The following is a 23,083-nucleotide window of genomic DNA, read 5'->3' on the forward strand; positions in this document are numbered from 1 at the left end:
CCCCGCCCGCGAAGACCAGCGACCGCCACCCGGCCACGGATGTCATCCGTGCTCACCGGGCGCAGGGCAGGGACCACGATGTCCCCGCGAGCTATCGCGCTGATCACGCCACAAGGCTATCGCTGATTACCGGTGCCCCGTCATGAGCCGTATGTGTACAAAACCGGGGGTAGAAGTTTGACGTTCTGCACAGTACGACGGGGGCGTATGTGTGTAGCTGCGGGCAGTCGTGCCTCCCCCAGAGGGGGACCCCCCAGGCGGCACGGGTGGGCTGGGGGTCCCCCTCTGGGGGAGGCACCCCGCAAGCGCGGGCGAGCGAAACCCACCCCCACGCGAGCCGAGGCGAACGGTGGCACCCTGGCCGCAGGCCCTCTTGGCAACCAGTACCAACCGAGGCACGGTGGCCAGGAGAGGCCCAGAAATCGCAGTCCCCGGCAACACAACAGGAGCCGACATGACAGCGAAAATCCTCATCGTCACCGGCGACGCCGCAGAGTCACTAGAGGTCCTGTACCCCTACCAACGCCTCCGCGAAGAGGGCTACGAGGTCCACATCGCCGCCCCCACCCGCAAAACGCTCCGGTTCGTCGTCCACGACTTCGAACCCGGCTTCGACACCTACACCGAGAAACCCGGCTACACCTGGCCCGCAGACCTGGCCTTCGACGAAGTCACCCCCACCGATTACGCCGCCGTAGTGATCCCCGGCGGCCGAGCCCCCGAATACCTCCGCAACGACCCCGAACTCCGCAAGATCCTGAAGTCCTTCTTCGACGCCGACAAACCCATCGCCCAAATCTGCCACGGCCCCCTGCTCACGGCGGCCATCGACGGCCTACGAGGCCGCCGCGTCACGGCGTACCCCGCCCTGGAACTGGACATGCAACAGGCCGGCGCCACCTTCCAGGACACCGAGGCGGTGGTGGACGGCACCCTCGTCTCCTCCCGGGCCTGGCCCGACCACAGCGCCTGGATGCGCGAGTTCCTGACGGTCCTCAGGGCAAAGGCACCGGTGACGTAGAAACACCCCCCAGCGAAGCCCTACGCCGCCAACCGCTCCGCCACCGCAACCGCCTCCGCCAGAGAGTCCACCACCGGCACCCCCACCCCCTCCAGACTGGCCCGACTGTGCGACCCCCCGGTGTACAGCACGGCCCGCGCCCCCACATGCAACGCCGCCACCGCGTCATCGGCCGCGTCCCCGATCACCACGGTCCGCTCCGGGTCCACCCCGCCCAGCGCCCCGAGGTGGCGCACCATGTGCTCGGCCTTGCTGCCCCCGGAGGGTCCGGTCCGCCCGTCCACCCGTATGAAGTGCGGCTCGATCCCGAACCCCCGCACCAACGGCACCAGCTCGTCATGCGTGTACATGCTCAGCAGGGACTGGCTCCGCCCCGCCGCTCCCCACCCCGCGAGCAACTCGGCCGCCCCCACGGTCAGCCCGCAGCGCACCCGGTGCTCGGCGTAGTGCCGGTGGAAGGTCGCGTCCATGACCTCCCACTCGGCATCGGTCGGCAGCCGCCCCAGCAGCCGCTCGTAGAACTTCGGCACCGGCACGCAGTACAGCGCCCGGTACTTCTCCAGCGTGATCGGCTCAAGCCCCAGCTCGGCGAAGGCCGCGTTCGTCGCCCCGATGATGGCGTCATTGTCGTGGAACAGCGTCCCGTTCCAGTCCCAGACAATGTGCGCCCCAGCTCGCTTCCCCATGCCAAAGACCGTACCCGCCGCCGCTGACAATCATGAGACCCGCAGGTCAGAAGGGGAAAGCGACAGGCAGCGGGGAAGGGCTCTCACCCCCCGAGCCCCACCAGATTCGGAATCTCCTGCGTCGCGAACCACAGCAGCTCGTGGTCCTCCGCCCCGTCCACGACGAACTGCGCGTCGTCGTCCCCCGCGTCCGCCGCCGCCAGCGCCTGCACCGCCGCGGTCACGTCCGCCTCCGCGTCCCCGCCGTCGACGTGCACCGAGGCCACCTTGCCCAGCGGCACGGGCCCCGCGACCCGCACCTCACCCAGCGCGGACGGCTCAAGACCCCGGTCGGGGTCGACCGTGGCGGCCTTGTCGGCGACGTCGACGGCCACCACGACCCGGCGCCGCGCCGCCCCGGAGTCCTCGGCCAGCCGCCGCAGCGAGGCCAGCGCGGCCCGGTTCAGCGCCGCGTACTCCAGCTCCTCGATGTCGTCGGAGAGGTACCACTCCCGCAGCGCGGGCGTCACGGCGTAGGCGGCGAGCACCTCACCCCCCAGTTCGCCCGCCTTGTACGCCTCGGCGAGACCGGGAAGGGTCAGGGGGACGTAGACGCGCATGGCTGGCCGCTTTCGTGGTCGGAGGCTCCGCAAACAGCCCCGGGAGCGGGCGTTCCCGCGTCTCCCGAAGGGCCTTCAGGATACGTGCGGGCGTCCCCTTTCGAGTCCCCGCCCACACCCTCGCGAGCGGCAACACGCGTCCGGAAATTCACCTGCCCCACCCCCGAAATCCCGGCCCCGAGCGCCCCCGAAGTCATCCGGATAAGTGAACTTTCCCGGCCCCCCGACCGCCCCCGGCACTTGCTTGAAGGCCGCGCTCCGAGGCCGTACAAGATCACCGACCACGAAGTTACTTCCCGGTACTTCCGGGCCCACTCATCGGGGGCACCCATGAACAAGGTCATGACGAGGGCACGCAACCACCCCGGCGCCCGCCCGCCCGGCCGCCGTGACACCCGCCGTCCCGGCGCCGGCCCGTCCCGCACCCTGCACGCCACCAGGCCCCGCGACACCCGGCCGCCCACAGCCACCGCCCCGGCCCGCCGTACGGCCGTCCAGGTGCCGCCCCAGACGCCGCGCCGCCCCGTCTCCCCGGCCGTGCCGCAGCCCCGCCCCACCGACCTCTTCGCCGACCGGCTCCTCGCCGTCCTGACCGGACAGCGGCCCGTGCACTACATGCTCCGGTACACCGCGGGCCGCGCCTACGACGACCTCGCCTGGCTCGCCGAACGCGGCCCCCTGCGCACCCACCACGGCGCCCGCCCGGTCGTCCGGGACATCGGTTACTACGTCCCCTCCCCCGGCGCCCTGGAGGTCTTCGCGCGCATCAGCGCCGGTGACCGGCTGCGCGCCATGGCCTTCCGCCTGGAACAGGGAACCGACCTGCGCTGGCGCTGCACAGCGGTGGAACTGGGCGGCCCCGCCCGCCCCCGCACACAGGGCGACTGAAACCGCCGTACGGCCGGGCCCCCACGCACGCCGAAGGGCCGGCCACCCCCTCGGGTGACCGGCCCTCCCACATGGGCGTCCGCCGCTGCCGCGCCCTACTTCCTGCGACGCCGGCCGCGCGACTGCTTGCGCCGCTCCGCGCGGGTGAGGCCGTCCGCCTCCGAACGCACCGGCTCCTCGTCGTCCGTCCAGTCGCTCTCGATGGTGCCGCCCGCGCCGTCCACGGTCGGCGCCGTCAGGTGCAGGTTGCGCCGCTGCGGGGCTTCGAGGCCCTTGGCGCGGATCTCCGGGCGCGAGCCAGCCTGCGCCGGAACCGCGTCCTGCGGACCCTTCTCCATCGAGGGCTTGGCGTCCTCGACCGGGACCTCCTCGACCTGCTGCTCGACCTGGACCTCCAGGTTGAACAGGTAGCCGACGGACTCCTCCTTGATGCCCTCCATCATGGCGGTGAACATGTCGAAGCCCTCGCGCTGGTACTCCACCAGCGGGTCCTTCTGCGCCATCGCGCGCAGGCCGATGCCCTCCTGGAGGTAGTCCATCTCGTAGAGGTGCTCGCGCCACTTGCGGTCCAGCACCGACAGCACGACCCGGCGCTCCAGCTCACGCATGATCTCGGAGCCGAGCTGCGCCTCGCGCGCCTCGTACTGGGCGTGGATGTCCTCCTTGATGGACTCCGCGATGAACTCGGCGGTCAGACCCGCGCGGTCACCGGCGGCCTCCTCCAGCTCCTCGATGGTCACCTTCACCGGGTAGAGCTGCTTGAAGGCGCCCCACAGCCGGTCCAGGTCCCACTCCTCGGCGAAGCCCTCGGCCGTCTCGGCGCTGATGTACGCGTCGATGGTGTCGTCCATGAAGTGCTGGATCTGCTCGTGCAGGTCCTCGCCCTCCAGGACGCGGCGGCGCTCGCCGTAGATGACCTCACGCTGGCGGTTGAGGACCTCGTCGTACTTCAGGACGTTCTTGCGTGTCTCGAAGTTCTGCTGCTCGACCTGGGACTGCGCGGACGCGATCGCGCGCGTGACCATCTTGTTCTCGATCGGCACGTCGTCCGGGACGTTCGCCATCGACATCACGCGCTCGACCATCTGCGCCTTGAACAGCCGCATCAGGTCGTCGCCGAGCGAGAGGTAGAAGCGGGACTCGCCCGGGTCGCCCTGACGGCCGGAACGACCGCGCAGCTGGTTGTCGATACGGCGCGACTCGTGCCGCTCGGTACCCAGCACGTACAGACCGCCGAGCGCCTCGACCTCTTCCTTCTCGGCCTTCACCGCGGCCTCGGCACGCTTGAGGGCCTCCGGAAGGGCCGCGGCCCACTCCTCGATGTGCTCCTCGGGGTCGAGGCCGCGCTGGCGCAGCTCCGCCTCGGCGAGGTCCTCGGGGTTGCCGCCGAGCTTGATGTCCGTACCACGGCCGGCCATGTTGGTGGCCACGGTGACGGCGCCCTTGCGGCCGGCCTGGGCGACGATCTGCGCCTCACGGTCGTGCTGCTTGGCGTTCAGCACCTCGTGCTGGATGCCGCGCTTGCTGAGCTGCTGCGAGAGGTACTCGGACTTCTCGACCGAGGTGGTGCCGACGAGGATCGGCTGGCCCTTGCGGTGCTTCTCCTCGATGTCGTCGACGACGGCCTCGAACTTGGCGACCTCGGTGCGGTAGATGAGGTCCGACTGGTCCTTGCGGACCATCGGCCGGTTCGTCGGGATCGGGACCACGCCGAGCTTGTAGATCTGGTGGAACTCGGCGGCCTCGGTCATGGCCGTACCGGTCATGCCGCACAGACCCGGGTATTCCTTGCCCTTGTGGTCGTAGCGCTTGTAGAGGCGGAAGAAGTTCTGCAGGGTGATCGTGGCGAGCGTCTGGTTCTCGTCCTTGATCGGCACCCCTTCCTTCGCCTCGATCGCCTGGTGCATGCCCTCGTTGTAGCGGCGGCCGGCGAGGATACGGCCGGTGTGCTCGTCGACGATCATGACCTCGCCGTCGATGACGACGTAGTCCTTGTCCCGCTTGAAGAGCTCCTTGGCCTTGATGGCGTTGTTCAGGTAGCCCACCAGCGGGGTGTTCACCGACTCGTAGAGGTTGTCGATGCCGAGCCAGTCCTCGACCTTGGCGACACCGGACTCGTGGATGGCGACGGTGCGCTTCTTCTCGTCGACCTCGTAGTCGCCGGTCTCCTCGATGCCCTTGAGCGGGTTGCCCGGCTCACCGCGCTTGAGGCGGGTGACCAGCTTGGCGAAGTCGCCGTACCACTTGGTGGCCTGGTCGGCCGGGCCGGAGATGATCAGCGGCGTACGGGCCTCGTCGACCAGGATGGAGTCGACCTCGTCGACGATGGCGAAGTTGTGGCCGCGCTGGACGAGCTCGTCCTTGGACCACGCCATGTTGTCGCGCAGGTAGTCGAAGCCGAACTCGTTGTTCGTGCCGTAGGTGATGTCGCACGCGTACTGCTCGCGGCGCTGGGCCGGCGTCATGTTGGCGAGGATGCAGCCGACGCTCAGACCCAGGAACTTGTGGACGCGACCCATCATCTCGGAGTCGCGCTCGGCCAGGTAGTCGTTGACCGTGATGAGGTGAACGCCCTTGCCGGCCAGAGCGTTCAGGTACGCGGGCAGGGTGCCGACGAGCGTCTTGCCCTCACCGGTCTTCATCTCGGCGACGTAGCCGAGGTGCAGGGCCGCGCCACCCATGATCTGCACGTCGTAGTGACGCTGGCCGAGGACGCGCTTGGCGGCCTCGCGGACGGTGGCGAACGCCTCCGGAAGAAGGTCGTCGAGGGTCTCACCGTCGGCGTAGCGCTGCTTGTACTCCTCGGTGAGGGCCCGCAGCTCGGCGTCGGAGAGGTCCACGAAGTCCTCTTCGATGGAGTTGACCTGGTCCGCGATGCGGTGCAGCTTGCGCAGGATCTTGCCTTCGCCTGCACGCATGATCTTCGAGAGGACGGACACGGGGGTTGGTCTCCTTGCCGGTCGGGCCTGGGACGGTCGGTTTCCATTTGACTTGACTGAGCAACGGCCATCGTATGCGAGGACCCCACCGCGCCGGGAGGTCTGCCGATACGGCGAACGTCCGCTGCTTCACATCTCCTCGCAATGCACAACGGGCGGGGTCGGCGGATAGTGCCGCACACGGCAGACGAATTGCGCGAATTGTGATCGCCTGATCACCCACCGCAAATATGTGGCGCCCCGAACGCGGTCCCAGCAGAATCGGCCGATGGACCCCGTGACGCTGACCACCGACCGCCTTCTGTTGCGCACGGTCGGCCCGCACGACACCGATGCCGTGTTCCGGGCCGTCCAGGACCCCGACATCCTGCGCTGGACCACGATTCCCTCGCCCTATCTCCCCGAGCACGCCCGGAGCTTCACCGAGCAACTCGTCCCCGACGGCTGGGCGGACGGCTCGATGTTCACCTTCGGCGTCTTCCTCCGCGAGGGTGAGGAACTGGCGGGCATGCTGGGCCTGACGATGCGCGCCCTGGGTGTCGCGGAGGTCGGCTTCTGGACGGCGAAGGAGCACCGCGGCAGGGGCTACACCACCGAGGCGGTCCTCACCGCCTGCCGCTGGGCCTTCAGTCACGCCTCCATCGACCGGATCGAATGGCGGGCCGAAGTCGGCAACCACGCCTCCCGCGCGGTAGCCACCCGGGCCGGCTTCACCCACGAGGGCACCCAACGCTCCGGCCTCAACAACAAGGGCACCCGCCGAGACTGCTGGACAGCCTCCCTACTCCCCTCAGACCTGGGCCTCCCCTCAACAGCCCCATACCTCCCGGCAAAGCATCCGTAACCCACGCAGCCGCAGGCACCGGCACCACCCAACCCACATAGCCGCGGGCCGCGGCTACACCCTGAAACCCACATAGCCGCAGACACCGGCACCACCCAACCCACATAGCTGCGGGCAGTCGTGCCGCAGGGCGGCACGGGTGGGCGCAGCGGCACCCCGCAAGCGCGGCAAGCGACACCCGCCCCCACCGCACCCCCCGCGGCCAGCGTCCCCGCACAAACCCCCAGCTCAGCCCCCGCTGTCACACCCACCCCTTATCGTGCGAGCCATGACCACCCCGCGCCCCACCGAACTCTCGGCGGACGAGGCCCGCCGCATCGCCCTCCGCGCCCAGGGCTTCCTGGGCGCCCCCGACCGAAAGTCCGGCGTCCGCGGCATCCTCCGCCACCTCGGCGCCGTCCAGCTCGACACCATCTCGGTCCTCGCCCGCTCCCACGAGCTCATCCCGTACGCCCGCCTGGGCGCGGTGGGCCGCACCACGGTCGAGCAGGCGTACTGGAAGGACACCCACGCCTTCGAGTACTGGTCCCACGCCGCCTGCATCCTCCCCGTCGAGGAGTGGCCCCACTTCGCCTTCCGCCGCCGCGCGTACCGCAACCGCCCCATGTGGGGCCACGAACTCCCCGACGGCGCCTACGACCAGGTGATCAAGCAGCTCACCATCGAAGGCCCCCTCACCGCCACGGAGTTGGGCGGCGCGAAGAAGACCAACGACTGGTGGGACTGGTCCGGCTCCAAGGTCGCCGTGGAACGTGCCCTGATGTACGGCGAGGTCGTCTGCGTGGAGCGCCGCGGCTGGAAGCGCGTCTACGACCTGGCGGAGCGCGCGATCCCCAGCGACCTCCTGCACGACCAGCTGGACGACACCGAGTGCCTGCGCCGCCTGGTCCGCCTGGCGGGCCAGTCCCTCGGCGTCGGCACGCGCGCGGACATCGCCGACTACCACCGCCTGAAGGGCGAGCAGGTCGACGCGGTGATCGCCGACTCCGGCCTGGTCCCGGTCACGGTGGAGGGCTGGGCCAAACCCGCCTGGGCCGACCCGGCGGCCCTGGCCACACCGCCCCGCGGCCGGCACCGTACGACCCTGCTCTCCCCGTTCGACTCCCTGATCTGGGAACGGGCGCGCACCGAGCGGATCTTCGGCTTCACCCACCGCCTGGAGGCCTACGTCCCCAAGCAGAAGCGCGTGTACGGCTACTTCGCGATGCCCGTCCTGGCCGGCGGCCGTCTGGTCGGCCGAGTGGACCCGGCCCGTGAGGGCCGCACCCTGGTCGCCAAGCAGGTCACGCTGGAGAACAAGAAGGCGGTCCCGGCCACGGCCCAGGCCCTGCTGGAGGCAGCGAGCTGGGTGGACTGCACGAACGTCCGCGTGGAGCGGGTGGACGCGCCGGAACTGCGCGAGCCCCTGACCCAGGCGGTCAACGCCCTGCTGTCCTGATCCACCCGCCCGGGAGACGAGGGGCCTACCGGATCTCCAGGATCTTCTCCCGCATCGCGTAGACCACGGCCTCCATCCTGGAGTGCAACTGCAGCTTCTCCAGGATGTTGCGCACATGGTTCTTCACGGTGTTCTCGGAGATGAACAACTCCTTGGCGATATCGCGGTTGTTCATCCCCGTGGCGACCAGCTTGAGCACCTCCAGCTCACGGTCCGTCAGCCGCGGCGCCGGAACCAGCCGCCGCTCGTCGGTCCGCTGGATCATCGACTTGAACTCGGTCAGCAGCTTCGACGCCATGGACGGGCTGATCTGCGACTGCCCGTCGGCCACCGCGCGAATCGCGGTGGCCACCTCGTCGGTGGAGATCTCCTTCAGGAGATAACCCGTCGCCCCCGCCTTGATCGCGTCGTAGAGGTCGGCCTCCTCGTCGCTGATCGTCAGCATGATGATCTTCGCGCTGGGTGCCACCTCCTTGATGGAGGTGCAGGCCTCGATCCCGCCCCGCTTCGGCATCCGGACATCCATCAGCACGATGTCGGGCAGCAGATCGGCGGCCTTGTCGACGGCCTCCGCGCCGTCCCCGGCCTCACCGACGACCTGGATGTCCTCCTCGGCGGCGAGCACGATCTCCAGTCCACGGCGGAAGAGGGCGTGGTCGTCCACGACGAGGACTCTGATCGGCTCCTTGCGTGAGGAGCCCGTGTCCGGGCCCATGCCGACGACGTCGTCGGCGTCCTCGTCCCGCATCGGTCCGAAGGTGTCCGCCATCGTTCCTCCCCCTGAAGGCTGTGGCTGGTCAGGTGCCATCGCCAACCCAAGGCAGCGGCCCACCGGTTGGGCCGGTGCGGCCATGATTTCATGCCCGGACGCCACCGGGGTGACAGAGCGGGGCGCGAAGGGGTCGCACACCGGTGCCCCTGGGGGCGCACGCGCGCTCCAGGGGCACCCGCTTGCTCGTCAGCCGGGCGGATCAGCCGCCCAGCGTGCCACCGGCCGCCTGGTTGTCCCCCTCAGCGACCATCGGGTCGGTGTTGAGGTGGATCACGCCGTAGTCGTAGGCGTGCCGCCGGTAGACGACACTCGGTTCCTTGGTCTCGGAGTCGATGAACAGATAGAAGTCGTGCCCGACCAGCTCCATCTCGTAGAGAGCCTGGTCGAGGGACATCGGGGAGGCGACGTGTGTCTTCTCGCGTACGACGAGAGGGCCTTCGCCCTTCACTTCCAGCGAGCCGATCTTCTTGGTGGGAACGCCGTCCGGCTCTTCCTCCTGGAAGGTGTGGCCGTTCCCGTTGAGCGTCGCCGCGCCCGGCACGTGGTCGGGGACCTCGGCTGCCGTGAGCCGTCGTGCGCCCCGGCGCGAGTAGCGCTTGTCGTGCTGCTTGCGCAGTCGTGCGTCAAGCTTCTCCGCCGCCAGGTCCAGCGCCGCGTACGGGTCGCTGGCCGACGCCTCCGCCCTGATCACCGGACCGCGGGAGCGGAGCGTGATCTCCACTCGGTCCGAGCGGTCGGCCTGTCGGGGGTTGGGCTCCTTGGACACCTCGACGTCGAGGCTGATCACCTTGCCATCGAGCTTCTGGATCTTCTCCAGCTTCAGCTTCTCGGCCACGTGCTTGCGGAACCGCTCGGGCACCTCGGTCTTGCGGCCCTTGACGACGATGTCCACGCAGAACTCCGTTCCCGGATCGCTCCGCTCCAACGGCGGAGCATCTCCCTTTTGCACCAGGTTCCGGTGAACCCCGGAACCTCGGACTCGGTGACTTCCACCTCCTCCTCCCCCGCGGGCAAGATCTCCACCCCGCCGGCTCGGGTGAATACGAAAACCCGCAGCACGGCATTCAGATATGAGAGGGATGGCCTGCGCCTTTCTCTCACAACCGAACATATCTCGCCCGGACGGATGTCGTCACCCTCTACCGCGGCGTACCTCCGTTCAGGTGAATTGGCCCTCTCATAACCTGCAACGATGCAAGTCAGGCGTCAGTTCCGGTTTATTTCGAAAGCATCCGGAGAAGCCGCGACGACCGCCGCGCGGAGCCCGTCACCTGCCCGGATACGGCCCGCCTGGGCCGCCTCCACCGGCACCCCGTACCTTCGCACCGCTGCCTCCACAGTTACTCGCGTACCCACTTCCCCTGTCCTTTCCCGACCATCCACCCCGCACACCGCCTCTGCCACCGAGGCGCTCCCCGTCAGCCGCACCGCGCGCGCCGCCTCCGCCAGCGAGGCACCGGTGGTCATCAGATCGTCGACCAGCACCACCTGCCCCTCACCCAGCAGCAGCCGCGCGTGCGGCACGACCACCAGCGCGCCGGCCAGATTGTCCTGCCGCTGCCGGGAGTTGAGGCCCGACTGGTCGGCCACGGCCCGCCGCTGACGCAGCGCGGCGAGCACCCGCGCCGGGGTGCCGGTGCGCCGCAGCTCGGCCGCCGCCGTGAGCGCGATCCGCCGCGCCGGATCATGCCCCCGGGCCCGCACGGCCCCGCGCGCCGACGGCACAGGCACCAGCAGCACCGCACCACCACCCGTGCGGGCGCCCGTACCACCATCCGCGGCCAGCCCCGCCCGTACGGCCCCGCCAGCGCCACGCCGAGCGGTGCCGCCAGCGCCAGGGCGCCGCGCTCCTTGTGGGCCAGCAGGGCGGCACGGACCTGGTCCGCGTACCGTGCGGCCGCGTGCACGACCGGCAGCCCGAGCGGCTCCGGATCGGGCCGCACCCGGCACGGCCCGGCCCCGCTCAACGCCGTACGGCACCTCGGGCACAGCACCGTACGAGGCCTTCCGCAGCCGCCGCACTCGGACGGCAGCACCAGATCCGTGAGGTCACGCCACCACCGCCGCATGTCCACCACTGTGCATCCCGGTCCGCGCACCGGCCACCCCTGTGGAAAACCACCTGTGGATAACTCCGCCGCAACAGCCGCACTACCGCGCCACGGCCTCCCCCACCCTTTCCAGCACCCTTTCCGACATGCGAAAACGGCTGCCCCCAACGGAGACAGCCGCTCACACCGGCCAGGACACGGCCGGGCCACTCACCCCGGATAGACCGGCGCCGTCCCGTCCGTCACGACCTTCTGCCACTGCCCGCCCGAATGGAGCCGCACGATGCCATCCTCCGAGTAGGCCACCAGCGGAACCTGGTCGTTCTCGGTCGCCGCGATCGCCTTCACGCCGGTCAGCGCGGCGGGCGCCGGCCCCTCCGGAGTGGAGCCGTCGGCCTGGACGTACCGCAGGGTCTGGACTCCGTTGGGCTCGCGCCCGACCACCACGAGCCGGCTGTCGCCCGCCCAGGACACGGTGGTGACCTCCTCCAGGCCCGGCGTCGCCGACCGCAGTTCCATCACCGAGACGATCGGCCGGTCCTCCCCGGGCTTCGCCTCCCGCTCGATGCGCCCGATGTACAGGGACGACGTGTCGCCCTTGGCCACCACGAGCGCGATCCGCACGCCGTCCGCGGCCACCCGCACCGACTCGATCCGCCCGTCCAGCCCCGGCGTGCGCACCTCAAGGGGCTTGCCCGCGCCGTTCTCCAGCAGGAGCAGCCTCGGGTCGTCGGGGTTGCGGTCGGCGATCCACAGGTTGTGCTGCGCGTCCCAGCTCGGCGTCGTCAGCCGGTCGCCCTCCGACTTGCCCGCACTGCGCAGCACGGGCTCGCCGAGCGACCCGCCCGACACCAGCGAGCCGACGAACAGCTGCTTGCCGTCCCGGCTGACTCCGGCGCCCATCTGCTCGTCCCGGGAGACGGCCGCGGCCCGCAGCTGCGTCTGCCCCTCGCCCAGCGCGCCCGGCACCGCCTCCGGCGTCCGCGAGCCCTCCTGGGCCGCCATCCGCACGAGCCGGTGCTCCTCGTCGATGAAGTACAGGTGCTCGGCCTGCTCCGTGACCCCCCGCGCGGCCGCGGCCTCGGGTCCCTCGGTCAGCGAGCACAGCTGGCGGTCACCGGACTCCAGCGCCACCTCCTCGATCGACGGCGAGAGGCTGCGCAGGGTGAACAGCAGCTGGGCCGCCATCTCCGTGCACTTGTTCAAGCCGACCCGGGCCGCCTTGTCGTTGAGCGGCACGGTCAGCTTGTTCTGCTCGTCGGGCATCAGCGTGGTGACGCCCTTCGCCAGCGCGGTGCCCGTGGGGAAGGCCGTCCGGACGACCGGCCTGAGCAGACTGGTGGGTCCCTTCAGCAGGGAACGCACCATCTGCGTCATCGGATCGACGCGCTCACGGACATAGACGGGATCGGCGACCGCCGCCGGCTGACGGCTGCTCCCGGTCGCCCCGTTCGAGGCGAAGAAGTACTTGTTGACCGCGGTGTAGTTGCGCTCGAAGTCGCCCTGCCCCATGACCACGCCCTGGGGCAGCTTGTCGATGCGCCACTGCTTGGTCTTCGGGTCCCGGGACAGATGCAGCAGCGCCTCGTAGCCGCCCTCCGCGGGGGCGTACGACTGCTGCTCGTCGACCGTGGCCACCTTGGTGCCGCTCAGCGCGAACGTCGTCTCCCCGGTCTCCTCCGGCCCCCGCTGCTTGGACACCTCGAAGGCGTCCGGACCGTCCGCGAGGACCGTCGTACCCGCCTTGGGCCGCCACGCCTTCGCCGCGTCCTCGGTCAGGTACTGGCTGGCCATCTCGTAGTTCGGATCGTCACTGGTCAGCGCCTCCAGGAAGCCCTGCACCAGCTGGGTGGGCGTGGCGTCCTCCGGCGGCGGCACCGCGAACACCTGCACCAGGGTGTCCTGCCCCGGCGTGGAGTCCACCCCGCTGAGATCCCCGCTGTCGGGCATCGAGGCGCACCCGGCCAGCAGTACGACGCCGCAGGCGGCGAACGCCACCGCGCGCCTCGGCCGCCGCCGGGTACCCCCGTCGCGGTCAGCGCCCACGAAATGCCTCCCCTTGCCTGCTCGGGCCCTCCGCGGACCCGGCGTCCTCACCGCGCGCCCCCTCCCCGGCGGACGCGTCCTCCTGTCGCCGCGGCACCGTGGCGGGCCGGGGCACCACGCGCGCGCCGTTGCCCGGCAGCGCCGTCGGGTCGGCCGTGGGGGCCGCCCCGGACAGCCTCGGCCCGATCGGGTCACGCGTGCGCAGACCGGTCCCCTCTCCCGTCGGCTGCACCGGGACCGTCGCGCTCTTCTCCCCGCGCGGGAGACCGGCGTCGTCGAGTCCGCGGTTGCGGCGTGAGTCCTTCGGCTCCAGGGGTATCGGGGACCCCCTGAGCGGCTCGTCCGCGGTCCGCGGCAGTGTCAGCCGGAACTGCGAGCCGCCGCCCGGCTCGCCCCACGCCTGGAGCCAGCCACCGTGCAGCCGGGCGTCCTCCAGGGCGATGGACAGCCCCAGACCCGTACCGCCGGTGGTACGCGCGCGTGCCGGGTCGGCCCGCCAGAAGCGGCTGAACACGCGGGTCGCCTCGCCGGGCTTGAGCCCGACGCCGTAGTCGCGCACCGCGACCGCGACCGCACCGCCCGCCGCGGCCAGCTTGACCACGACGTCCCGGCCCTCGCCGTGCTCCACGGCGTTGACGACGAGATTGCGCAGCACCCGCTCCACACGCCGGGCGTCGGCCTCGGCGACCACGGGCTGCTGGTCGCCCACCACCCGTATCGTCGTGCCCTTGCGCTCGGCGAGCGGCTCGGCGCCGGTGACCACCCTGCGCACGACCTCCCGCAGATCGATCGGCTCGGCCTCCAGGGCCGCCGCGCCCGCGTCGAACCGGCTGATCTCCAGCAGATCCGCGAGCAGCGACTCGAACCGGTCCAGCTGGTCGGCGAGCAGCTCGGCCGACCGCGCGGTCACCGGATCGAAGTCCTCGCGCGCCTCATGAATGACATCCGCGGCCATCCGTACGGTCGTCAGCGGCGTCCGCAGCTCGTGCGACACGTCCGACACGAACCGCCGCTGCATCCGCGACAGGTCCTCCAGCTGCTGGATCTTCAACTGAAGGTTCTGCGCCATCTTGTTGAACGCCTCGCCCAACCGGGCGATGTCGTCCTCACCGGTGACCTTCATACGTTCCTGGAGGCGCCCGGCGGACAGCCGCTCGGCGATCCCGGCCGCCATCCGCACCGGCGTGACGACCTGCCGCACCACGAGCCAGGCGATCGCCCCGAGGAGTACGACGACGAACAGCCCGGCCGTCGCCAGCGTGCTCCTGACCAGGCTCAGCGACTTCTCCTCCTGCGTGAGCGGGAAGAGGTAGTAGAGCTGGTACGGGGCACCGTTGGGGTCGTTGACCTGCTTGCCGATGACCAGCGCGGGCTGCGACTCCTTGCCGTTGCTGTAGACGATCCGCGTGTAGCTCTGCGCCGCACCGGTACCGCTGTCGATCCGCTCCCGCAGGTTCACCGGCACGCTCGCCGGGTCGACGTAGTTCGAGACACGCGGACCGCGCCCGCTGCCGCTGTCGCCGCCGGAGGGCAGCGTCACGACCTCGAAGGCGCCCTGGCCACCACTGGCGAGGGTCTGCACCAGGTCGCTCATCCACTGGATGACGTTCTGCTCGGAGCGGCCGTCGGCCCCCGTGCCGCCCTCGCCCGCACCGGACGCCGACTCCTCGTCGGCGGCCTGCTTGGCCGCGGCGAAACCACCGGTGGCCTGGCTCTGCGCGGCCTTCACCTTCGCGTCCAGCAGGCCGTTGCGCACCTGCCCGATCACGACGAAGCCCAGCAGCAGGACCACGCCCAGCGACATCAGCAGGGTCGTCACCACGACCTTGAGCTGGATGTTGCGCCGCCACAGCCGCATGACGGGCAGCAGCGGACGGCGCACCCAGCGCATGAACAACCTCAGGACGGGGCTTCCCTGGACCCCTCCCTGGAGCAACCCGCCCTCCAGGAACCGTCCCCAACGGGAGCCTGTCGTCCCCCGGCCGACAGGCCGCCCCCCGCGTGCCCCGGACCGGCCGGGCGCCGAAGCGGCACTGTCACCGGACATGTCAGCTCGGCCCTGCCTTGTATCCGACACCTCGGACGGTCACCACGATCTCCGGCCGCTCCGGGTCTTTCTCGACCTTGGAGCGCAGCCGCTGCACATGGACATTGACCAACCGGGTGTCCGCCGCGTGCCGGTACCCCCACACCTGCTCCAGCAGCACCTCGCGGGTGAACACCTGCCAGGGCTTGCGCGCGAGCGCGACCAGCAGGTCGAACTCCAGCGGCGTCAGCGCGATCGACTGCCCGTCCCGCTTCACCGAGTGCCCGGCCACATCGATGACCAGGTCACCGATGGCGAGCTGCTCCGGCGCCGGCTCCTCGGACCTCCGCAGCCGCGCCCGGATGCGGGCGACCAGCTCCTTCGGCTTGAACGGCTTCACGATGTAGTCGTCCGCGCCCGACTCCAGGCCCACGACGACATCGACGGTGTCGCTCTTGGCCGTGAGCATCACGATCGGTACACCCGACTCGGCTCGGATCAGCCGGCACACCTCGATGCCGTCCCGTCCGGGCAGCATCAGGTCGAGCAGTACCAGATCGGGCTTGGTCTCACGGAAAGCGGCCAGCGCCTTGTCGCCGTCGGCTACGAAAGACGGCTCAAAACCTTCACCACGCAGCACAATGCCGAGCATCTCGGCCAGTGCGGTGTCGTCGTCGACGACAAGGACTCGTCCCTTCATAAACGACATCATCCCATTCTCGTAACAGTGACCGGGGCGCTGGTGAGAAGGGTCACTGGCCTGTGACGATAGTCGTATGGGGTCGCTACTGTCTGCCCTCGCCCACCGATCTTGAGGCGGACGGGTACCCCGGCGGCCCGCGCCACAGCAGCCACCGGCGCACCGCGATCACCCGCCGTCAGCCGACCGTCACCTCCCGCGACCGGGCGCACACCTGTGCCAGCGCCTCGGCGGTCACCGGCGACACCACGCCCTCCTCCGTCACGATGGCCGTCACCAGCTCCGGCGGCGTCACATCGAAGGCCGGGTTGTACGCCTGCGTCCCCAGCGGCGCCACCGGTATCCCCCCGCCCGGCCCCGCCACCGGCACCTGCGGCGCGCTCACCTCGGTCACCTCGAACCCGGCCCGCTGCTCCACCTCGATGGCCGCCCCGTCCGGCGTGTCCGGGTCCACCGTCGTCACCGGCGCCACCACGACGAACGGCACATGGTGGTACCGCGCCAGCACCGCGAGCGGATAACTGCCCACCTTGTTCGCCACCGACCCGTCCGCCGCGATCCGGTCCGCCCCGATCAGCACCGCGTCCACCTCACCGGCCGCGAACAGCGAACCCGCCGCGTTGTCCGTCAGCAGGGTGTACGCCATCCCGCTGCGCGCCGCCTCGTACGCCGTCAGCCGCGCCCCCTGCAGCAGCGGACGCGTCTCGTCCACCCACAGCCGCCGCAACTTCCCCGCCCGGTGCGCCGCCAGCGCCACCGCGAACGCCGTGCCCTCACCGCCCGACACCAGCGAACCGGTGTTGCAGTGCGTCAGGATCCGGTGCCCACCGCCGGGCAGCAGCTCGTCGAGCAGCGCCAGCCCGCGTTCGGCCATCCGGGCACTGGCCTCGGCGTCCTCCCGGTGCAGCTGCCGCGCGGCAGCCAGCGCCGCCCGGGCCGCTTTCCCCTCGTCCCCGCTCCCGGCCAGCTCGGCCCGGTAGGCGTCCTGTGCCCTGCGCACCCCGACCGCCAGGTTCACCGCGGTGGGACGGGCGCCCGCGAGCGCGTCCGCCGCGTCGTCCACGTCGAAGCCCCGCGCGGCGGCCAGCGCGACACCGTAGGCCCCCGCGATCCCGAGCAGCGGCGCACCGCGCACGGCGAGCGAACGGATGGCCTCGACCAGCACCGGCGCATCCGTACAGACGAGCTCGACCTCCTCCGCGGGCAGCCTCGTCTGGTCGAGCAGGACCAGGACGGGGCCTTCGGGCGGTTCCTCCCAACGGATCACCGGTATCGCCGTCGACCGCTTGTCCTCGCCGGATTGCACGTGCTGATCAGCCATGCCGTCAGTCTGCCCGTAATCCGGCGGACAATTGAAGGTGCGCAGCCCATACCGCGGCCGGTCCGCAGATGACCACCCCATGGCACGATGGCTGCCAACCTGCCGCCGCGACCCGCGGACGGGCACCGTGAAGGAGCGACGATGAACGACACTCCGGGCTGGGCCTCGCCCGGATCCGCCCCGTCCGACGGACAGGAGCCGGGCAAGTCCGGCCCTGACCGGCCCGCCGACCGCCCGGGCTCCGAGCAGCCCGCGGACCGGCCCGGCCAGCCGCAGGGCCACGGCTCGAAGTGGTCCAAGGAGCAGCCGCCACCGGCCCAGTGGTCCGCGCCCACCGGCGCTCCGGCACCCGGGCAGGCACCGCCTCCGCCGCCGCCCGGCCCCGGCTGGGGCAACCGTCCCCCGCCGCCGGCGGTTACGGCGGCCACGGCTCCTGGGGCGGCGGCTGGGGCGGCCCCCGCCCCGCGGCCAAGCCCGGCGTCATCCCGCTGCGCCCGCTCGGCGTCGGCGAGATCCTCGACGGCGCCGTCTCCACCATGCGCGCCTACTGGCGCACGGTCCTCGGCATCGCCCTCACGGTCGCCGTCCTCACCGAAGTCGTCGTCGTCCTGCTCCAGGGCTTCTTCCTGAACGACACCTTCGACACCATCAACGACCCCAACGTCACCTTCGACGAACTCATGCGCGCCATGGGCGACACCATGATCAGCTACGGAGTCCTCTCCCTGATCTCGCTGATCGGCACGGTCATCGCCACCGCCCTGCTCACCACCGTCACCAGCCGCGCCGTCCTCGGCAGGCCGGTGACCACCGGCGAGGCCTGGCGCGACGCCCGCCCGCAGGTGGGCAAGCTGTTCGGACTCATCTTCCTGCTGCTGCTCATCGCCTTCGGCATCGTCGCCGTCGGCGTCCTGCCCGGCATCCTCGTGACCGTCGCCGGAGGAGGCGGCGCGGGCGCCGCGCTCACCGTCCTCGGCGGCCTGGGCGCGGTCGTCGTGTCCCTCTGGCTGATGATCCGCTTCTCCCTCGCCTCCCCGGCCCTGATGCTGGAGAAGCAGGGCATCGTGAAGTCGATGAGCCGCTCCGTGAAGCTGGTGCGCGGCTCCTGGTGGCGCGTCTTCGGCATCCAGCTGCTGGCCATGGTCATCGCGAGCATCGTCGCGTCCATCATCGCCATCCCGTTCGCCTTCCTCGCCGACGCCTTCAGCGGCGACAGCGTCAGCGGCCTCCTCGACGGCACCGGCGGCAGCCTCAGCTGGACGTTCCTGATCATCAGCGGCATCGGCTCGGTGATCGGCTCCATGATCACCTTCCCGATCTCGGCGGGTGTCACGGTGCTCCTCTACATCGACCAGCGCATCCGCCGCGAGGCGCTCGACCTCGAACTGGCCCGCGCCGCCGGCGTCCAGGGCTACGGAACCGACACCCCGGGGAGCTGAACCGGTGATCCTGGCGGGGGGAGTCCTCACCGCGGCGCCGGCCCTGCCGCGCGCCGCGGTACGGATGTCACTGCACGTCGGCGACGCACCCGTACTGTCGGCCCTGCGCTCCGACGACGAACCGCCCCTGACGATCCCCCGCGATCCGGCGCAGGACGCCGCCCGGCGGGAACTGTCCAAGCGGAGGTACCACGAGGACGACCCCGGCTTCTTCGAACGCGCCCTCGACGCCTTCTGGGACTGGGTCGACGATCTGTTCAGCAGCGCGTCCGCCGTGACACCCGGCGGACCGGTCGGCCTGGTCGTCGTCATCGTGGCCGTCCTCGCCGTGCTCGGCGCCCTCTGGTGGCGCCTGGGCGCCCCCCGCCGCGAACCGACGTCTCCCGCCGCCCTGTTCGACGACCGCCCCCGCAGCGCCGCCGAACACCGCTCCGCCGCCGAGGCACACGCGGCCCAGGGCCACTGGAACCAGGCCGTCCAGGAACGGATGCGGGCCATCGTCCGCTCCCTGGAGGAACGCGCCCTCCTCGACGTACGCCCCGGCCGCACCGCCGACGAGGCGGCCGCCGAAGCCGGCCGCGCCCTGCCCGCCCACACGGACCGACTCCACGCCGCCGCACGCCACTTCGACGACGTGACATACGGCGGCCGAACCGCCACCGAGCCGACGTACCGCCCCCTCGCGGACCTCGACCGCGACCTGGAACGCACCAAGCCCCAGCTCACCACCACCAGCGCCCACAGCGCGGACCACAACGCCCGCCCGGGAGCCGGCGAATGACCACCGAGGCCACGCTCCCGCCCACCACCTCGGTCTCGCCCACCGCCCGCCAGGTGTGGACCCGCACCCGAGGCATCGCCCTCGCCCTGGCCGTCCTGATCGCGGGCGCCCTCGCCATCGCCGTGATCCGCTCCGACACCAAGCACGGCGCCCTCGACCCGCGCTCCGCCGACCCCCAGGGCAGCCGCGCCGTCGCCGAACTCCTCGGCGACCGGGGCGTGTCCATGCGTGTGGTCACCAGCCTCGACGAGGCCCGCGCCGCGATCGCCCCCGACACCACACTGCTGGTCGCCGCACCCGACCTGCTGACGAAGCGCCAGCAGAGCGCCCTGCACTCCGCGACCAGCGGCTCCGGCGGCCGTACCCTCCTCGTCGCCCCCGGCGTCTGGTCCGTCGAACGACTCGTCCCAGGCGTCCTCGCCGACCCCGCCAAGAGCCTCGACTCCACCCTCCAGCCCGACTGCGACCTCCCCGCGGCCAGGCGCGCGGGCGCGGCCGACACCGGTGGCATCCGCTACACCACCACCCACCTGATGGCCAAGGCCTGCTACCCCAGCGAGCGCCTGGCCACGCTCCTGCTCGTCCCGGACCCCTCCGGGGACGGCGACACCGTCGTCCTCGGCGCGCCCCACATCCTCACCAACGACCGCCTCGACGAGCAGGGCAACGCCTCGCTCGCCCTCCAACTCCTCGGCTCCCGCCCCCATCTGGTCTGGTACCTCCCCTCACTCTCCGACCCCACCGCCGCCGGTGAAGAAGGCGAACGCGACCTGTTCGACCTGCTCCCCTCGGGCTGGCTGTGGGGCACACTCCAGCTCTTCGTCGCGGCAGCCCTCGCCGCCCTGTGGAGGGCACGGCGACTCGGCCCCCTCGTGCCCGAAAGACTCCCCGTGGCGATCCGCGCCTCCGAAACCGTCGAAGGCCGCGCCCGCCTCTACCGCAAGGCCAACGCCCGCGACCGCGCGGCCGCCACTCTCCGCTCCACCACCCGCACTCGCCTCGCCCCCCTCGTAGGCGTCCCCGTCGCCCAGGCACACGCGTCCGAAGCCCTGCTCCCCGCCCTGTCCACGCACCTCCACGGCGACGGACAGTCCCTGCACACCCTGCTCTTCGGCCCGCCGCCGAACGACGACGCAGCCCTCATCTCACTCGCCGACCAACTCGACGCCCTCGAAAGTGAGGTACGCCGTCCATGATGGACCCGACCACTGACAACGCCGGGCAGAGCGGGGACCGGACCGATGCCCGGGCCTCCCTCGAAGCCCTGCGCGCCGAGATCGCCAAAGCCGTGGTCGGCCAGGACCCCGCCGTGACCGGCCTCGTCGTCGCCCTCCTCTGCCGCGGACACGTACTACTAGAAGGAGTCCCTGGGGTCGCCAAAACGTTGCTCGTGCGCGCCCTCGCATCCGCACTCGAACTCGACACCAAGCGCGTCCAGTTCACCCCCGACCTCATGCCGAGCGACGTCACCGGCTCCCTGGTCTACGACACCCGCACCGCCGAGTTCTCCTTCCAGCCCGGCCCGGTCTTCACCAACCTCCTCCTCGCGGACGAGATCAACCGCACGCCCCCGAAGACCCAGTCCTCCCTCCTCGAAGCCATGGAGGAACGCCAGGTCACGGTCGACGGCACCCCGCGCCCGCTCCCCGAGCCCTTCCTGGTCGCGGCCACCCAGAACCCGGTCGAGTACGAGGGCACCTACCCCCTCCCCGAGGCCCAACTGGACCGCTTCCTCCTCAAACTGACGGTCCCTCTGCCCTCCCGCCAGGACGAGATCGCCGTCCTCACCCGCCACGCCGAGGGCTTCAACCCCCGCGACCTGGCGGCCGCAGGCCTACACCCCGTAGCAGGCGCCGCCGACCTCGAAGCCGCCCGCGCCGCCGTCGCCAAGACCGCCGTCTCCCCCGAGATCACCGCCTACGTCGTCGACATCTGCCGCGCCACCCGCGAATCCCCGTCCCTCACCCTCGGCGTCTCGCCACGCGGTGCGACGGCCCTCCTCTCCACCGCCCGCGCCTGGGCCTGGCTGACCGGACGCGACTACGTCATCCCCGACGACGTCAAAGCCCTCGCCCTGCCCACCCTCCGCCACCGCGTCCAACTGCGCCCCGAGGCCGAAATGGAAGGCGTGACCGCAGACTCCGTCATCAACGCGATCCTCGCCCACGTCCCGGTCCCCCGCTGATGGCACTCACCGGACGCACCGCACTCCTCGCGGCCCTCGGCTCCCTTCCCGTCGGCATCTGGGAACCCAGCTGGACCGGCATCCTCGCCGTCAACGCACCCCTGGCGCTGGCCTGCGCCTGCGACTTCGCACTCGCCGCCCCGGTACGCCGCCTCGGCCTGACCCGCTCCGGCGACACCTCCGCCCGCCTGGGCGAACCCGCCGACGTCACCCTCACGATCACCAACCCCTCCAACCGCCCCCTGCGCGCCCAACTCCGCGACACCTGGCCTCCGAGCAGCTGGACCCCGGGCACGGAAGTCGAGTCCTCCCGCCACCGCCTGACGGTCCCGCCGGGCGAACGCCGACGCGTCACCACCCGCCTGCGCCCCATCCGCCGAGGCGACCACCGGGCCGACCGCGTGACAATCCGCTCCTACGGCCCCCTCGGCCTCCTCACCCGCCAGGGCACCCACAAGGTCCCCTGGACGGTACGGGTGCTGCCGCCCTTCACCAGCCGCAAGCACCTCCCCTCCAAGCTCGCCCGCCTCCGCGAACTCGACGGCCGCACCAGCGTCCTCACCCGGGGCGAGGGCACCGAGTTCGACAGCCTGCGCGAATACGTCCCCGGCGACGACACCCGCTCCATCGACTGGCGCGCCACGGCCCGGCAGTCCTCGGTAGCCGTACGCACCTGGCGCCCCGAACGCGACCGCCACATCCTCCTGGCCCTGGACACCGGCCGAACCTCCGCCGGTCGCGTGGGCGACGCCCCTCGCCTCGACGCCTCCATGGACGCGGCCCTCCTCCTCGCCGCCCTGGCCTCCCGCGCCGGCGACCGCGTAGACCTCCTCGCCTATGACCGACGCGTACGCGCCCTGGTCCAGGGCCGCTCCGCCGGCGACGTCCTCCCGTCCCTGGTCAACGCCATGGCCACGGTGGAACCCGAACTGCTGGAGACGGACGCCCGCGGCCTGACGGCGACAGCCCTGCGCGCGGCACCCCGCCACGCCCTGATCGTGCTTTTCACCAGCCTGGACGCAGCCCCGATCGAGGAAGGCCTGCTCCCGGTTCTGTCCCAACTGACCCAGCGCCACACGGTGCTCGTGGCCTCAGTGGCCGACCCGTACGTCGCCCGCATGGCCAAGGCCCGCGGCAACACGGACGCCGTCTACGAGGCAGCGGCGGCGGCCCAGGCCCAGGGCGAGCGTCAACGTACGGCAGACCAACTCCGCCGACACGGTGTCACGGTGGTCGACGCGACGCCGGAGGAGCTCGCGCCTGCGCTGGCGGATGCGTACTTGGCGCTCAAGACAGCGGGGCGTCTCTGACAACGCTGACAACAAAGCGGCGAAAGAAAAGAGTGGG

Annotated in this window: 17 protein-coding genes and 2 pseudogenes; 9 read left to right on the forward strand and 10 right to left on the reverse strand. The window is 71.1% G+C overall.

The genetic code is table 11. The annotated features are described in order from the left end of the window. Positions 1-454 precede the first annotated feature (454 nt). Complete coding sequence (locus GA0115233_RS29845) at positions 455-1,021, forward strand: DJ-1/PfpI family protein (RefSeq protein ID WP_093723422.1); 567 nt, start codon at positions 455-457, stop codon at positions 1,019-1,021. A gap of 20 nt (positions 1,022-1,041) precedes the next feature. On the opposite strand, the gene GA0115233_RS29850 is transcribed toward GA0115233_RS29845, so the two are convergent. Both GA0115233_RS29850 and GA0115233_RS29855 read right to left on the reverse strand, forming a co-directional pair. After that, a complete protein-coding gene (locus tag GA0115233_RS29850; protein ID WP_093723423.1) occupies positions 1,042-1,707 on the reverse strand; it encodes an HAD family hydrolase in 666 nt (221 codons plus the stop codon). Between the two features lie 83 nt (positions 1,708-1,790). Further along, positions 1,791-2,306 carry a DUF6912 family protein gene (locus GA0115233_RS29855; RefSeq protein ID WP_093723424.1) on the reverse strand — a complete coding sequence of 172 codons (516 nt, stop codon included), beginning with the start codon at positions 2,304-2,306 and terminating at the stop codon, positions 1,791-1,793. A 330-nt stretch (positions 2,307-2,636) separates the two neighbouring features. Between GA0115233_RS29855 and GA0115233_RS29860 the strand changes: the two genes are divergently transcribed. After that, on the forward strand, positions 2,637-3,194 hold the full coding sequence (locus GA0115233_RS29860; protein WP_093723425.1) for an Rv3235 family protein: 558 nt from the start codon (positions 2,637-2,639) through the stop codon (positions 3,192-3,194). Between the two features lie 95 nt (positions 3,195-3,289). Here GA0115233_RS29860 and secA read toward each other — a convergent pair whose 3' ends face one another. Continuing rightward, positions 3,290-6,133, reverse strand: a complete 2,844-nt coding sequence (gene secA, locus GA0115233_RS29865; protein WP_093723426.1) for a preprotein translocase subunit SecA — start codon at positions 6,131-6,133, stop codon at positions 3,290-3,292. Between the two features lie 268 nt (positions 6,134-6,401). Between secA and GA0115233_RS29870 the strand changes: the two genes are divergently transcribed. Then, positions 6,402-6,977: a GNAT family N-acetyltransferase gene (locus GA0115233_RS29870; RefSeq protein WP_093723427.1), complete on the forward strand. Its 576-nt coding sequence runs from the start codon at positions 6,402-6,404 to the stop codon at positions 6,975-6,977. Positions 6,978-7,245: 268 nt separating this feature from the next. Beyond that, complete coding sequence (locus GA0115233_RS29875) at positions 7,246-8,415, forward strand: winged helix-turn-helix domain-containing protein (RefSeq protein WP_093723428.1); 1,170 nt, start codon at positions 7,246-7,248, stop codon at positions 8,413-8,415. A gap of 25 nt (positions 8,416-8,440) precedes the next feature. On the opposite strand, the gene GA0115233_RS29880 is transcribed toward GA0115233_RS29875, so the two are convergent. From GA0115233_RS29880 to mtnA, 7 genes and pseudogenes are all read right to left on the reverse strand, one after another. Continuing rightward, positions 8,441-9,184, reverse strand: a complete 744-nt coding sequence (locus GA0115233_RS29880) for a response regulator (protein WP_093723429.1) — start codon at positions 9,182-9,184, stop codon at positions 8,441-8,443. Positions 9,185-9,386: 202 nt separating this feature from the next. Next, positions 9,387-10,112 carry a ribosome hibernation-promoting factor, HPF/YfiA family gene (raiA, locus tag GA0115233_RS29885; protein ID WP_093723430.1) on the reverse strand — a complete coding sequence of 242 codons (726 nt, stop codon included), beginning with the start codon at positions 10,110-10,112 and terminating at the stop codon, positions 9,387-9,389. 281 nt (positions 10,113-10,393) lie between these two features. Next, positions 10,394-11,256 (reverse strand): annotated as a pseudogene (locus GA0115233_RS29895) (ComF family protein). A gap of 192 nt (positions 11,257-11,448) precedes the next feature. Further along, entirely contained in the window at positions 11,449-13,284 is a 1,836-nt protein-coding gene (locus GA0115233_RS29900) for an LpqB family beta-propeller domain-containing protein (RefSeq protein WP_093723432.1), read from the reverse strand. After that, positions 13,274-15,331: an MtrAB system histidine kinase MtrB gene (gene mtrB, locus GA0115233_RS29905; protein WP_093723433.1), complete on the reverse strand. Its 2,058-nt coding sequence runs from the start codon at positions 15,329-15,331 to the stop codon at positions 13,274-13,276. Before mtrB ends, GA0115233_RS29900 begins: the two co-directional genes overlap by 11 nt. Position 15,332: 1 nt before the next feature. Continuing rightward, on the reverse strand, positions 15,333-16,022 hold the full coding sequence (gene mtrA / locus GA0115233_RS29910) for a two-component system response regulator MtrA (protein ID WP_015659998.1): 690 nt from the start codon (positions 16,020-16,022) through the stop codon (positions 15,333-15,335). Positions 16,023-16,188: 166 nt separating this feature from the next. Beyond that, positions 16,189-17,331: an S-methyl-5-thioribose-1-phosphate isomerase gene (mtnA, locus tag GA0115233_RS29915; protein ID WP_093723434.1), complete on the reverse strand. Its 1,143-nt coding sequence runs from the start codon at positions 17,329-17,331 to the stop codon at positions 16,189-16,191. Positions 17,332-17,472: 141 nt separating this feature from the next. Here mtnA and GA0115233_RS29920 point away from each other — a divergent pair. The 5 genes and pseudogenes from GA0115233_RS29920 (at position 17,473) to GA0115233_RS29940 (ending at position 23,046) form a co-directional block, all read left to right on the forward strand. Beyond that, positions 17,473-18,770: pseudogene (locus GA0115233_RS29920) on the forward strand (hypothetical protein). Positions 18,771-18,774: 4 nt separating this feature from the next. Beyond that, entirely contained in the window at positions 18,775-19,551 is a 777-nt protein-coding gene (locus tag GA0115233_RS29925; protein WP_093723435.1) for a DUF4129 domain-containing protein, read from the forward strand. Further along, positions 19,548-20,747: a DUF4350 domain-containing protein gene (locus GA0115233_RS29930; protein ID WP_093723436.1), complete on the forward strand. Its 1,200-nt coding sequence runs from the start codon at positions 19,548-19,550 to the stop codon at positions 20,745-20,747. The genes GA0115233_RS29925 and GA0115233_RS29930 overlap by 4 nt, the downstream gene beginning before the upstream one ends. Then, positions 20,747-21,736, forward strand: coding sequence for an AAA family ATPase (locus GA0115233_RS29935; RefSeq protein ID WP_093723440.1), 990 nt, complete (start codon positions 20,747-20,749; stop codon positions 21,734-21,736). Before GA0115233_RS29930 ends, GA0115233_RS29935 begins: the two co-directional genes overlap by 1 nt. Beyond that, complete coding sequence (locus GA0115233_RS29940) at positions 21,736-23,046, forward strand: DUF58 domain-containing protein (protein ID WP_093723437.1); 1,311 nt, start codon at positions 21,736-21,738, stop codon at positions 23,044-23,046. The genes GA0115233_RS29935 and GA0115233_RS29940 overlap by 1 nt, the downstream gene beginning before the upstream one ends. The last annotated feature ends 37 nt before the right edge of the window (positions 23,047-23,083 follow it).

It is taken from the genome of Streptomyces sp. DI166 (genome assembly GCF_900091315.1).
Taxonomy (GTDB): domain Bacteria; phylum Actinomycetota; class Actinomycetes; order Streptomycetales; family Streptomycetaceae; genus Streptomyces; species Streptomyces fuscus.